Annotated in this window: 7 protein-coding genes and 2 pseudogenes; 3 read left to right on the top strand and 6 right to left on the bottom strand. The window is 43.5% G+C overall.

Annotation, left to right across the window (positions count from 1 at the left end; all coding sequences use genetic code 11):
* Positions 1-47 precede the first annotated feature (47 nt).
* The 5 genes and pseudogenes from KNV97_RS05735 to KNV97_RS05715 all read right to left on the bottom strand — a co-directional run bounded on the left by KNV97_RS05735 (position 48) and on the right by KNV97_RS05715 (position 11113).
* Entirely contained in the window at positions 48-6371 is a 6324-nt protein-coding gene (locus KNV97_RS05735) for a DEAD/DEAH box helicase (protein ID WP_218561753.1), read from the bottom strand.
* On the bottom strand, positions 6372-7517 hold the full coding sequence (locus KNV97_RS05730) for an STY4851/ECs_5259 family protein (RefSeq protein ID WP_256611571.1): 1146 nt from the start codon (positions 7515-7517) through the stop codon (positions 6372-6374).
* The gene (locus KNV97_RS05725) at positions 7498-9681 is read right to left on the bottom strand and encodes an STY4851/ECs_5259 family protein (RefSeq protein WP_218561751.1); all 2184 of its coding nucleotides are present in this window, start codon (positions 9679-9681) and stop codon (positions 7498-7500) included. The genes KNV97_RS05730 and KNV97_RS05725 overlap by 20 nt, the downstream gene beginning before the upstream one ends.
* A gap of 166 nt (positions 9682-9847) precedes the next feature.
* Positions 9848-9997: a hypothetical protein gene (locus tag KNV97_RS05720; protein ID WP_218561750.1), complete on the bottom strand. Its 150-nt coding sequence runs from the start codon at positions 9995-9997 to the stop codon at positions 9848-9850.
* Positions 9998-10366: 369 nt separating this feature from the next.
* Positions 10367-11113: pseudogene (locus KNV97_RS05715) on the bottom strand (transposase).
* A 78-nt stretch (positions 11114-11191) separates the two neighbouring features.
* Between KNV97_RS05715 and KNV97_RS22110 the strand changes: the two are divergent.
* Positions 11192-11284: pseudogene (locus KNV97_RS22110) on the top strand (integrase); the annotation flags it as partial.
* Between the two features lie 113 nt (positions 11285-11397).
* Here KNV97_RS22110 and KNV97_RS05710 read toward each other — a convergent pair.
* A complete protein-coding gene (locus tag KNV97_RS05710; protein ID WP_136487414.1) occupies positions 11398-12441 on the bottom strand; it encodes a GMP reductase in 1044 nt (347 codons plus the stop codon).
* Between the two features lie 595 nt (positions 12442-13036).
* Here KNV97_RS05710 and KNV97_RS05705 point away from each other — a divergent pair.
* Positions 13037-13594, top strand: coding sequence for an outer membrane beta-barrel protein (locus KNV97_RS05705; protein WP_218561749.1), 558 nt, complete (start codon positions 13037-13039; stop codon positions 13592-13594).
* A gap of 143 nt (positions 13595-13737) precedes the next feature.
* On the top strand, positions 13738-14733 hold the full coding sequence (locus tag KNV97_RS05700) for a 2-hydroxyacid dehydrogenase (RefSeq protein WP_218561748.1): 996 nt from the start codon (positions 13738-13740) through the stop codon (positions 14731-14733).
* Positions 14734-14863 lie beyond the last annotated feature (130 nt).

Here is a 14863-nt window from a genome sequence, read left to right as displayed (position 1 = left end):
TTAACAACCCAACAGTAATATCTATAGACAATACTGATTGGAAATACCTACAACACGTTAACAGCAATCCAAGTGGACCAGTTAGCACTGTTAGACACCTTAGCTAATTTATATACTTCAATTAACCTTTTTATCTGGTCGTGTGTGTCTCTCATAAAATCAAACCGATGCATACCACCAGAGAGATCTAATCGCCAATAGCCAAACCCTTGATCTAGAGTGACTTCAACTATATCACCAGTAGAAAAACGCAACTTTATCGCTCTTCGGTGCGGCACTTCGCGTTTATTATCAATTATATTTGTATCTACTGTTTTAGCGGCCATATGGGTCAACCATGCACCAAATATTGCTTTATAGTCATCACGATCATCCCAATCATGGTTTACCGTATAAGGATTTCTATTTTGTTCATCAAAGCAACTATTTACTTCTATTTGGCAATCTGATGTTCCTACTAGTGCTTTGAGAACTTCCGCTAACAATAATAATGAAACAGGGCTTTGGAGATACCGGTCCGAATACGAAACACTCTTAAGCTCACCTTCTTTAAGCAACTTTGTTAGTCGCTCATCTTTACTTTTTAATAACTTCACAAAACCTCGACCGAAGTTTGAGAGTTGTCCATTTAATTCAGTCGCAATATCAACATGAACTGCTCCTAACAAGTGAGTTGGTTCCTTGGAGTCTAACTCAAAAGGAATTGTCGCGATTTCTGGTTCACTATAAGAAATAATGGAGATGTCGTCTGCTGTAAGCCAATGCGCTCCTGGGGTGGTGGCTTTAACGTCAAGATTGGCTAACGTTGACCAACCACTACTTGTCAAGCCTTGGAAAACAATCGCCCCACACTCTTTCCCATATCTTAGCTGAACTCCAATTTTTTGTATTTCCCTTAAGAAACTCACAATTTCATCTGTGAATTCAACTTTAGGGACGACTATTGAAACAGCGATATTCTTCGCTAATAGTTCATGCAATTTCGATTTCATCAAGACAAGAGATGTATCCCACCCCTCGACTTCAGAAGAAAGAACAAATAAACATTCCGATACCTTTTCATTGAGTAAATCGGTCAATTGCGCCTCGATAGTTTGAGGGCAGTATTTTCCATCCTTGATAAGGTTTTGGTGCTTAGTCGAGAGTGATACGTAATGTTTAAAATTATCCCCTAACCATTCTATCGCTAACATGCGATCGAGTTTATCGGTATCGTGCTTCGAATCCGACTCTAAAAGGCATTCAGGACAAAACGCATCACATTGCTTCCTACAATCAAGTTTTCCAACTAATCCATTCAATATCTCGGAAATATGAAATGGCGCGGATGTCGAAAATCCGGCACCACCGCCCACGCTGTCGAACAGTTGTAGTACTAATGCGCGTTGATTATCACCAATAACTGTTGGCCTAACGCTATATTGGACCTCATTTGTAGATACACCGAGTTGCTCTACTAAGCACTTTCGTAACGCTACAGCCAAAGTGGTCGCTATTTTTCGACCCTGCTCATTATCAGGTATGTATTCACCCGTTTTGGGATTCTTAATCACCAGTTCAAATACGTCTGTTCGAGAGTTAATACCCAAATGAATCGAAGACATTATCTTGGCAGACCCGTCACAGTCCGCATGTCGACCTACTTCATCTTTATCGAACTTACTAGGGCGCGGTGGTTTATGTGTCTTTTCAAAGTTAAGTGCGTTTGGCAACTCACCTTTCGCTGTCATTGACTCTGCACGACCACAAGCCATACATAACGCATATCCTTTACCCGACAATCCAGAACTATGATGGAAGACCTTGCCGTTGGCATCCGACACCATATATCCAAGTGCAGGCATTGGTAATGGTGTCGCTGTACCTGATGCAATAACCCAGGAAGGTTGAACGGGAACATAAACATTATTCGAAATATTATTCGTCGGCTCTCGATAATAATCAGTGACAAACCCTGTAGGCTGAATTACTTTTTTGCGGCATTCCGTGTTATCAGGAATTGCTTGCCCACAAGCGATATTAGTACACACGAGATTACTCGAATCAGATTGTACTTCTAAATCAGTTTCGTAACCTGTCTGCCCACAACTTGGACAACGCCAGGCTAGGTCAAACTTCTGAGAATCTTTCGCGCCATCAACGTGGATTTTTTGCCAATTCAGAGAAATACCAGCCCCTCGATGTACTCGACCATCAAGCACTATTTCAGAACCAGGAGCATACTCGCGGATTGCAACAGCTAAATTTCGACTTGGCAATCCTCGATTTATAGAAACATTATCTTCTCGATCGAGTTTACTTAGATTCCTAAATTGAAGCTGCCTTCTAAAATCGGCGATATTATCAGTATCCAAGTTTACGACATCCGTAGGGAATCCATATCCCGGGAGGAACGCCCTTGTTGCTAAATCTCGCAGTAAGTACTCTCGACATAAACGGGACTTCTCACTATTTAGCTTAAAAGCATACGGGCCATCAGGATCAACGCCGATCAATTCATTTTCTATGTATTGATATTCATTTACCCACCGAGTGGTTATTTCCTCTATTTTCTTTGCTGAGTACTTACAAATTTGTGCCAAAGGAGCATTTCTCAACGCGGTACCTTTAACTAAAGTAGACAAGGCTGATTGAAACTTCTTATCACACGTTTTCACCCAATTGATATAACGTTCTGCGATAGATTTTTCGTCATTAACCTTTGCGTTAAACCACTCAAGATCTAAGTTAAATTTTTCTTTACTTGTTAAACCAATTTCTTCGATTAAAAAGCGTCCCATCAAAAATGAATTTACATGTCTCTGCACCAATTTCTCAGATGAAAATTCAACGTGTGGAGCAGGTATAACGGTGGTGAATGGCCATTTCGGGTTGTTAAAAACCAACGAGTCATGAGGATTGCTTTTGCATAGCGTATAACTTATCGCTCTAGACTCTTTAGATCGGCCTGCCCGACCTGCGCGTTGAAGGTAGTTAGCAGGGTGTGGCGGTACATTATTCATCACTACCGCAGTAATCCCCCCTATATCAACGCCCATTTCCATTGTTGTAGAGCAATTGAGGACATTTTTCCTACCAACTTTAAACTCATCCTCATATATTTTAAGTCGCTCAGCGGATTGTTGCGCAGAGTGTTCTGCAGAAGAGTAGTAAAAACCACCCTCTACTGTTCTGTCATTAATATCCGTCCACAAGTTTTGCTCTCTTAGTGCTTTCACTTCCGATGAGTTCGCAATAGCTTTGCGCGTTAAAATCAGTGAAAGCAAGAAGTCATCACTTCCTTCAAAAGCCCATACAGCCGGAAGTTTCACTTCTTCACATAGATTATCATCTAACTGACCTTTAAACGGAATATACGGAGTGATTCCTTTGAACGTAGTATCCAACAGCTTGTTCGTAACCGGGCATATGTAAGCCGAATTCATCAATGAAAAGCTGACATTAGTCAAGTTCAAACTATATTGTTTGTCTGCTGCTGAATCTTGCAAGATTTTCGAACCAGTTAACGCATTCCAAGCAGAAATCAACCAGCCATTAATAGTGTCTTCTCCTGACGTACTCGTTATATCAATACCTGTGGCAATAGTGAGCAAATTGATTATACGTTGTTGACGTTTACTGCCTTTTCTTACTAGCGGCCAACTCTTTGCTCTGTTTTCATCGACATCACTCGCGTCAGGCCCTAATAAGGTTTTGGGAGAAAAGTGCATGCCGATCCAACGAATCCATTCACGATCAATGGTTATATAGGAGTTTTCGCGTACAAAGAAATCCAGACATACTTTAAGGTAATCGCGCCAATCTGTTACTGTTAAGCCGTAATTTTCCCAAAGCTCCGGTACAACATCGATTTTATCCAATCCTGGGTAGACTATCTTAACCAAGCCCTGAGTTTCTAGACTGTTTCTATTTTTGGGTCGTCTAGCAAATTCTCTTGTCAGTAGCATTTGAGTCAGTCGTATAGGCCCAGTCGAATCATCAAATATTTCCGGCGACAACCTCTTGTTCTCTTTTAACATCGACTCTTTTAAATCATTATCTTGCTTAATAACATCAACAAGATCAGACCAAGGGACCGTTTGAGGCACCGGTATAGCAACCGAGCTACTAGCAATATTAATATATTCTTTTAGTGCTTTTGCGTCTTCAGGCATGGATTGTTCGATGGATGGCAACATAACTCGTAGTTTTTCGATCGGCATACTCAAGTAGTCTTTCACCTGGTTAAGTAACGCCCCATCTATAACAACTTTGTCTTCAACATGCCTACGAAGCTCCTTAAATACTAAACCTCGCAACCGAGACCGCTCAGCTTCTTGTTGCATCCGAATTGACATTTTCGCGGTTCCTTGTCGGCTATCGGTAAAGGTAATTAACCGACGTCCTCTCCCTGGAACGGAATTAGGACCTATCCTGGATTCTTTATCCACCTCAATATCTGGGCAGTACTCGAGTACTGTTGGTACCACATTCGCCGTATAGAATGGCGCGCCTAATAGACCTCTTCGCAACGCTTTATTGTACTGACCTCTTCCTGAGTAACCACATTCACAACACTGTTGCGATTCACTCATCGACTTAGTCAACCGGATTGGACTCTTATCTGGAAAGCGTTCATGTCCAACAATATCAAAACCCGTTAATAGGTAATCATCGCTCTGTTTTGAGCCGATAACGACTTGAGTATCACTTGCCGTTGCATTTTTAGAAAACTGATCTGAGCGCTCTTCATCCATCTCTTTTTCAGCTTCATCAAGTAGCGAAAACTCATCATTAATTTTTCCCGTCCACTGTTGCAAGTGTCCATTGTGATCGGCTGCCAATAAATGAGGTTCGTTACAATCATTGCAAAACGCAAGTTCAAGCACTACCGCACCACAATGACATTTCTGACGATGTTCACTATACACATACCCAAATGGCCATGCGCCATTCAGTTTAGATTGTTTTTTATTCGGGCAGTTGGGGTCAATACAGCACCACAAACCATGCAATGTTCGCTGAAAATAATGAGCTCTGAGTTTTAAAAATGCCTCACTATTATGGGAACTTTTAGTTCCTGTGCAAATATCTAACCATCGAGTTAACTCTGCTTCATCTAACTCATAAGGTTTTAATTTATCTATTAATTCAGCGTAATGTACTGGACCTATATTGTATCCAGATAACAATTCTCGTATTTTCACAGCTAATGCTGAGCTCGCTAAAGCAGAGTATCGACGTTCTGATACTTCCGAGTTTTGACTCCGCTTCTTCTCTTTGGGTTGTTCACCTTCTGGATCTATCGCTTCTATTTCACTGAGGGTTAAATTTGCTGGCGTTACTTTGGGCAAGTTAGGAACAACACGTTTCCCCCCAATGACAACTACCTGCTGTACATCAACATTAGCTAACCTAGCAAGATATTGTTTTAGTTGCGTTTCAGCTTCTGCGCCCGCAATCGTTGCGGAAGTCGCAATAAAGCGAATATCTTCAGGCTTAACATCAAAAGCTTGCATGACACGTCTTAATTGCAGAGCAAGCTCAGCGGCCTGGGAACCAACATACGTATGCGCTTCATCTAGTACGATCCAACGCAACTTACCCTGCGACTTTTGGATAATGGGAGCATCAGCTTGCCTCACCAACATATACTCCAGCATGGTTCCGTTAGTTACCAAAATGGGTGCTGGGTCGTCTCGCATCAACTTTCTAGAAAGAACTTCCTGAGGCTGCTTTCTTTGCCTTTGCCTATCTTGGGCTTTAAGGTCATTTGGCGTATTCCCGTTATACAAACAAAAACGAATATCTCCGTTAAAGTGCCTCGTCCAAGCATTTAGTCGTTCTTTCTGAGAATTTATTAACGCATTCAAAGGATAAAGAAATAACGCTCTCACTCCAGTTAGCGAATTGTTTATCTGTTGCGTTTCTCTATACAAATCTTCGAGTACTGGCACCATGAAGCACTCAGTTTTACCAGAGCCGGTACCACTGGTGATAATCTGAGATTGGGGTTGAAGATCAAGTAAGCCTCTCCATGCTTCTAATTGGTGTTTATATGGTCTTATCTCTCGATTCAACACATACTTACACTTGCAACTGCTGTCTTTTTTACACCCTTCTTTATGCGGTGCGACATCTAGCGCGTCTAGTAGTTCTGGGCTGAGTAGGTTGTTATGTTTAGGGGTAGAGAGGTCTTCTATCGTTATTTCGTCTGCTTCCCAAGCAAACATTTGCTCAAACACAGGACCATGAACAAACTTTTCATCCGTTTCCATCAACTCACTTAAATGGTTTCTAAGAGCGGGATTATTAATACCCAAAATACTCAAAGTTGACTCTTTTGCTCGACTATTAGCTTGTTGTTTTAGGGTGGAAAAATATTGCTTCATTTAAGCTTCCTCTTGAGCAAATACATATAATGCACTTTGAAATACGGGGTTAAACCAATGACGATCAAACTCGACAATCTGTCGCAAATGGAAATAATGAATGGGATAAAGTGTCGATGATAGTTCTTCCAATTGAACTTTTCCACACGCCACTGCCGCTGCAAAGATAGGAAAATAAAGGACGCTCTTGTGGAACCCACGAATGACTTCGAAATGAATAAGCGATTCACAGTGTTTTTTGCACCATGTTTCTAACTCAAAACTAAATGCTGTCGGCCACTCACGGTCAGACAAATGAACTCGCACCAAGTCTTGACTCCATTCAGGCAGACAATATTGAAAAACAGCTGACAAATTCGGTTCTGGTTGGATAAATTGATCGGAGAACAATGCTCGACACTGTTCTTCAAACAATGGGGTAAATTCTGAAAGTGTTTCTAGTCTACTGTTTACTTTGTTATCCACCACTTTGTCAGGCAGTCCTATGCTTAACAACATCTGACGATATTTATCAATATTCGACTGCCAAATATGCAGCGGTATAAGCTCCCAAATAACATTAAATTCCACTTTCAAACGTTCCATCAACTGAACGGGGTTATCAGCTTTAAACGCAAGTGCTGATAGGCAAGCGGTGTGTTTCACTATTGCTTTCCATACTTCAAACGTAGCCATTGGGAGGTGAGAATAATTGGCAAACAAGTCATTAATAAATCGCCAACTACTGTGATTAAAATCATTAGCTAACATTGGAAATACATCGGCTATCGCATTTGGATTAGTTATTGGGTGGAATAAGGCAACAGCCTTGTTTAAGGTATGGATATCACTAATACAATCAATAGCCTCACTACCAGGAATAAATTTTGCGCGAAATGCCAGCTCAGTCTTGCTTGAAGGAACGATTAACGTTGGCTGATATAACCTTTTATTCAGCTCGAATACACCTGTCGCTGCGCCATTGGAATATCTTTGTTGAAGAGCATGCGGTTTTTCTGCTGGGTCTGCCAAATTAATCACTTCTGGCTGAATGATGAGATCTTTCCCCAGCTTCACGTCAAAACTTACCGTCTCATTAACCAACTGGGCTTCGGTTGCATATCGACCAATAATTATTTGTTGCTCTCTACAACCCGCCCCCCCCAATTACCATTCGAACTTCATCATCAAGTTCACCAGATGCCGCCAGTAGCTCCTGAATTCTATGACGGAACTCATATAGACTTACTTCAAGGACCTTATCTGTAACCTTGTACTCCCAATAATAATAAGCATCACGAGACTTCATAGGTCCTTTCAATTCAATATGATAACTCGCCGCAACATCCACGCGCGGGAAAAACTGAATACGCGCGCCTAATAAATCATCGATGGTGATACGTTTAGCTAGACCCTTACCATCTTTGTCAAAGATTAATGCACCAGACGCTGGAAAAGGTACCCGTACTTTTATCGGGTCAGCCATCAAGTTAGCACTTATGGAAACAATAATATCTGCTGGCGGTGCCCCTTCGGCTGTCACCTTGATCCTTTTACCGCTTTCTATATTTGTTTGCTTATAAGAGATTTGCTCTCCTTCTATCGATACAAATAAGTTGCGTTCACAATGAAGATCAACGTAGCCACTATTAGCTTGTTTAGACGGCTTAAGCTCAAACTGGAATGACTGCGGAAGAATAGCAAGCCGTTTACGAAGTATTGTGCGATTACCACTCCCCTTTAAACGTACTGATTGGATACCAAACAAACCAGATTGATGAGCTTCTCCTAATGGCTTACTACCTAACCACAATTCTGTATTCGCTTCTTGACTGGTAATGGTTGGCAAACCCAAATAGATTGGTTGTCCCGTACTAGAGTAATACTGTAATTTAGCTCCTCGCACACTCACTTGCTCAGCCAACACTGCTGACTGACGAGTCGATATTACATAGGTGTCGCCTTCACCTTCTTCAGTACGGTAATCAACCTTAATTTCCCCACTAAACTCTACTAATTGGTAGCGTTCAGTCGTTACTGACTTGCACAAGTCTGGAAACTCGGCTGTGTACGTTGAACCTTTTAGCAAAAGAACTTTAAGTTGGTCGGCTTTGACATTTACGCTTCCTTGTCCAATGACCCAATCATGTTCACCGTCTGACTTAAGAACAATCGGCATCTCATTAATAGCGATGTCACAGTTTGGAATTTCTTCTCGATGAAGCTCAATACCAGCTTGTAACACGACTAAGTACAAGTCTTGCTCTATGGATTGGCGACGAAACTCACATGCAGGGGTTCGCAAAATTACCTGGGTCATTTCGCCTTCAAAGGTTGTATGCCCGACACCCAACTCGGCGATTACTCGATTACCTTCTTGTATAAATAACTCAACCCGACTGTTAATCAATGCTTCGCGTTTAAAAGGCATTGGTATCGCCTTCATCAATTTAATTTGAGTAACAAAACCCAAGTCTTCATGGTTCGAAAGCCTTTGCGAGCAAATAATTCGTTTTGTTTGTTGTGACTTGCTTTGTCGCTGAACTGAAGCTGAAGTCAGTAAACTGGAGAGAAATTCACTGCCAGTGTCTGTATCAAGTGGGATTGGAAATAGATCTCGCCAATTTGGCAGTTGGGTATCTAAATGATTGACTGGTTGCTCTTGTTGTTGCAGGTTGTATTCGTCGGTTAAACGCAGCAATAGCTCCGCCATATTAGTAATAAGATCAACCGTTGTTTCTTGTTTAAATGCCTCAGGTAAGTGTTCAAGCCCCTCTAACACCAACTCAAAAGGCGACTGACCGAATGCCTGAGCATCATCAAAAACCCTAAGAATACGCTTAAAAATTACTAAGAACCTGCCGCCTTGACTAGCTAGCAGACCATAAGGCAGACCGCCCTCTCGGAACACTGAGCCAAGAAAACTATGCCTATCATCGTTATATTGACTAACGGTTCGCTGCCAATATTTAAAACCTGTTTTTATTACCTTACTACGTTGATTTGCATCTAACTCAAACCCTAAACTGCTTGATATACCACTCCAACTCCATCCTCCTTGATATTTACGTCGGTACCATTCAGCACTAAAAAGACAAAAAGCCGCACACCAGCTACTATCCCGATGCAACTTTGTTGGCAATTTTTGGCTTTTTAAACTGATTTGCAAATGACGATATTCGGGCTCTGATAGTTGATAAGTAAATAGCGGCTGGCCCGTGGGCTGAGATAGTTCTCGTTTCGTCAAAATGGCCCTTAGACAGCCACTAACAGAAGTAGAGTCGAATATCATACTTGCAGATCCAAGTTTGCTGCGGGACGTAGTATCCATTGAACACCTCTCCTTAGTGCCTAGCCTCAAATTTTATTTTGCTAAATACTCCGTACTTAGCAGCCTCTGTATACAAGCAAGTGCATTGCAACAAACATTCCCTTCAGTAACAAGTTGATTTCATATGGAATAAGTAGGTAGTCACACTTTGATTTAGTAAATAAAATTACAGAGGTGTAACTAATTTACCTATCTCATCCCTTAGCCTAGTCAACGCTTGCTCTTGATTACTCATCAAAATCAACAGAAAAACTTCTTCGTCTGGTAAGTAAAAAGTCGCTGCTCTTATAGAATTGTTCAAAATTAAAATTGCCATCGTTTGAATCTTTCAAGTATCGTGTAAAGCCGCAACTACAAGTTTGCTTAAACCCAGAAGGTTGAGATACAAAATCAGTCTTTGCTGAACAAATGGGGCATACAATCAAAGATTCTATTTCCTTTTGACGTATTTCTAGGGCTGTAATCTGTTCTCGAGCATTAGATTGAACTAATAAGTCTTTTAACTGCTTTAGCTCTTTCTGGTTTGTTTCACCAAATAATCGTAAAGAATGTTTGTGGGAATCGACGGAAATACTTGTTATTTTCTGAGCGAGCTCCAAAGGTTTAATAGGTACTTTTACTATGGGTTCTCGGCTTTGTTGCTCAATTCAGTGAGAAGACATGGCTGCCCTATGCTGATTGATACTTAAACAATACACTGAGTTTCAGGCATACCAAGCCCTGTAAGCTTGTTCACGCTTTGATCATGGCGTAAGTCTAGCCAACCTGAGCGTTGTAATTTCTTAGACTTAATTTCCCACCTGGCAATTGTTTTACCCGATACATGGCTGTCTCTGAGATCGAGCGCTTATGATATCCATACCGCTTTTTCTACTTTTTGTTGGAGCCGTACAGCTTCTGGCAACCTACCGCCAGATTGCGAGGATGTCCTTGTTCCCAGAAGGCTGCTCCTTCCTTTGGTGGTATGAGCGGAACTGCTCGCTTTATACATATGGAATCATGGCAACGTCTTGTGTCATAAGCGCCATCACCCGATATCTCAATGATTTTAAGACGTGTCTGCTTAAGTAGCATCGATGGCCAGATGCTGTATCACGCCTCTGGTTTTGGTTTTAAATGAAACCTCAATTTCCTTAGCCCGACGGCTTATACAGGTTTAATGCGGACAGACAAGCGGTATGTTAGCCAGCTTAAATACAGAGTCTAGAAAACCTTGCACTGCTCTCAATGGCATAGAGAAAACTCGTTTTACCATCAGTGCGTTAGTTATTGCTAGGTCGCTGAATTGACGAGGCCTGCCACGCTTGTTCTGTTTGCTTTGCTTCCATTCGCTTATCGCTTCTTCATCAATCCAGAAAGTGAGTGAGCCACGATTGATTAGGGCTTTGTTGTACTGTTTCCTGTTAGTTGTTTTGTAACGAGGTTTCGGCATAAGGCTACGATGATTAATGGATGTAGCCGATCAGATCGTGACTTCCTGATTTAGTTCCATCGAATTACGCAACAAAGCCATGCGGATATCTCGATGACCATGCGCTACGCGCTCCTCGCTACCGACCATTTATCTGAGGCGATTACCCGTAACCCTCTTCGCAATTTATAGCCCGTCGCCACCAAATTTTTTATAGATCTGTCGCCACTTTCCATTTTTGACGTAAAAAAAGAGCCGCTAAAAAGCGGCTCTCAATAGTTCGATATTTCCGATGTATTGTCGGATTACTCTTTACCGTACACGTTGTTCTCTTGCTCTTGCACACGGATGAACGTGGTGCGCTTGGTTAGCTCGCGAAGCTCTGATGCGCCTACGTAGGTGCAGGTTGAGCGCACGCCGCCCAGGATGTCCTGAATGGTGTTTTCAACTGGGCCACGGTACGGCAATAGTACGGTTTTTCCTTCCGCTGCGCGGTAACCGGCAACGCCGCCGGAATGCTTGTCCATCGCGCTCTTAGAAGACATGCCGTAGAACTTCATGAAGGTTTCGCCGTCGACGGAAACCAGTTCACCACCCGACTCTTCATGTGCAGCCAGCATGCCGCCCAGCATCACGAAATCCGCGCCGCCGCCGAACGCTTTGGCAACATCGCCCGGGCATGAACAGCCGCCGTCACCGATGATACGGCCACCCAGACCATGCGCGGCGTCAGCACATTCAATAATGGCCGAGAGTTGTGGGTAACCAACACCGGTTTTCACGCGTGTGGTGCACACCGAACCCGGGCCTATGCCCACTTTAACGATGTCAGCACCGGCCAGGATCAGCTCTTCGACCATATCGCCCGTCACCACATTACCGGCTGAAATCACTTTGTCGGGGAATTCGGCGCGCACGCGTTGTACGTAATCCACCAGGTGCTCTGAGTAACCGTTGGCAATATCGATACAGATGAAAATCAGTTCATCGCTCAATGCCATGATGTCCTGCGTCTTTTTAAAATCCGCTTCTGAGGTACCGGTCGATACCATCACATGGTTCAGCGTGTCCGTATCAGCGTCTTTAACAAACTCCGCCCAGTCTTCCACTGTGTAGTGTTTATGCACAGCAGTCATCACGCCGTGTTTAGCCAGCGCGTGCGCCATCCCAAAGCTACCGACCGAATCCATGTTGGCGGCGATAACCGGTACACCCGCCCATTGACGGCCACTATGCTTGAAGGTAAACTCGCGGGTTAAATTTACTTGAGAACGGCTTTTTAAGGTTGAACGTTTCGGGCGAAACAGGACATCTTTGAAACCTAACTTAAGTTCTTGTTCGATGCGCATTATGTAATTCCTTGATTGATTCACAAATTGTGTCTCTTTTGCAGAATGCGTAGTACCCAGGTTGGCAGACTTGAGTACTTTGCGGACACAAAAAAACCGGAGCGTTGGCAGACGCTCCGGTTTTCAGCATTATAGGCCGTGATTTCTTTCCGGCAAGTCTGATATTTGACATTTTTTTGTGTTACGCTGGCAGAGATTGCATACCTGCTCCCCCGCACAGAGTCCCATTTTATCTCATCAAAATTATTTATTGATAAAATACAGTAAGTTACTAAACACCCTGCTTATACATCCACCTGGTCAACGATTAAACACCTTACCATCACTTACAAATCCCGACGCTTTTTCGTTACTTATTTGCTCTTGTTGATAGTGATTTTTGCTACCTTGATCGGCGTTTTATTCATCAAACGCAGCTCCCTCGGCTAATTTCTTCTATGTTTACAAAGATGTGATTGATGGCTGACCTGAGTCCAAAACCGACGAAATGAGTACTGGGCCCTGAACTTTTAACGTGCCAGTTGAAGTGTGCTGACTGCGGGCCAACTCATTTATAAATCAACAACAATAATGAGCGTTCTCCGGGAGAATAACGATGAATAGCAGATGGATAACCGCAGTGGTGCTGGGCACAGTGTGTTCGGCTTTATCTCCGTTGGCCGCCGCCGTGGGCGAGCACCAGTTCAGTGCCGATGTCGGCTATACCGATCTCGACAACGGCTACAGCAGCGATGAAGTGCTGACAACCTCACTCGGTTACAGTTACTACATCACTAGCTTTGTGGCAGTGGATTTAGGCTATAACGGCACTTTATCGAACAAAGCGAAATTACGCGATGGCAACGGCAATGCCATCGAAACTAAATATGACAGTTATTCGGCCGGTGCCCGGGTCGAATTGCCTTTCAGCTCGTTTGCCACTGTGTTTGCCCGTGGCGGCGCCGCTTATACCGAGCTGAAAGAGGAAAACGTCTCGGCCAGTCCGAGTACATCGACCACCCACTCCGGGGTGAATCCTTATGTCAGTGCCGGGGCGCGTATCCAGATGCCAAATAATCCGAATGTACAGCTCAGTGCTGAAATCACGTATCAGGATCTGGAACATGGTTATGACAGCACCTCGGTATCGGTCGGTGCCCGCCTTCGCCTGTAGCACAGACATCACCCAAGGTGAGCAAAACACACACACATTACGCTCACCTTATTCTCTTAGAAAAGATGTGGTTTATTTTTTGCCGTATCCGTTTAACTATAGCGATAATTAATTGAAGTCAGGTCTTATTTAAGGAGACTGTTATGATTGATATCGCTTTTTTCAGCGCGAAAACTTACGACGAAACCTCATTTCGTAAAATCGTTGATAACGATAAATTTACGCTGCACTTTCACGATTTCCGTCTTACCGAGAAAACTGCCCAGATGGCGCAGAATTGCAAAGTGGTCTGTGCGTTTGTCAACGACGATCTGGGTGAGGAGGTTCTCACTAAATTGTATGACGGTGGTACCCGCCTGATTGCTATGCGCTGCGCCGGTTTCGACAAAGTTGATCTCGATGCGGCCAAACGTCTCGGCATGCAGGTTGTGCGTGTACCAGCCTACTCTCCGGAAGCCGTTGCCGAGCACGCTATCGGTCTGATGATGTGCCTTAACCGTCGTTACCATAAAGCGTACCAACGCACCCGCGATGCCAACTTCTCCCTAGAAGGTCTGGTCGGCTTTAACTTTTACGGTAAAACGGTCGGCGTAATTGGCTCGGGTAAAATTGGCGTGGCTGCGATGCGTATTCTGAAAGGTCTGGGGATGAATATTCTCTGCTTTGACCCGTACCAAAACCCGGTTGCCATTGAACTAGGCGCCAAGTATGTCAGCCTGCCAGAACTGTTCAGCAACAGTGACATCATTACGCTGCACTGCCCGATGAGCAAAGAGAACTACCACCTGCTGGATGAAGCTGCATTCAATCAGATGAAAGACGGCGTGATGATCATCAACACCAGTCGTGGTGAGCTGCTGGACTCAGTGGCCGCCATCGAAGCGCTGAAACGTGGCCGTATCGGCGCGCTTGGCCTGGATGTGTATGACAACGAAAAAGATCTGTTCTTCCAGGACAAGTCCAACGATGTCATTGTCGATGACGTTTTCCGCCGTTTGTCGGCGTGCCACAATGTGATGTTTACCGGCCACCAGGCATTTCTGACCGAAGATGCGCTGCACAATATTGCCGAAACCACACTCAACAATGTGCTGGCATTCGAGCAAGGCAGCACATCAGGCAACGAACTGGTTAACTGAGTATTATCTCAATCTGATCAGCCCCTGAGTTGAACAACTGACTTATTTCACCAACGGACTTATTTCACCAACGGACCTAGTTAACTAACGGACCCAGTTAACTAACGGACCTAGTTAACCAACTGAATTA

Origin of the sequence: Vibrio ostreae (genome assembly GCF_019226825.1) — a bacterium.
In the GTDB taxonomy this organism is placed as follows: Bacteria; Pseudomonadota; Gammaproteobacteria; order Enterobacterales; family Vibrionaceae; genus Vibrio; species Vibrio ostreae.
This window is presented reverse-complemented; position numbering and strand designations above follow the sequence as displayed.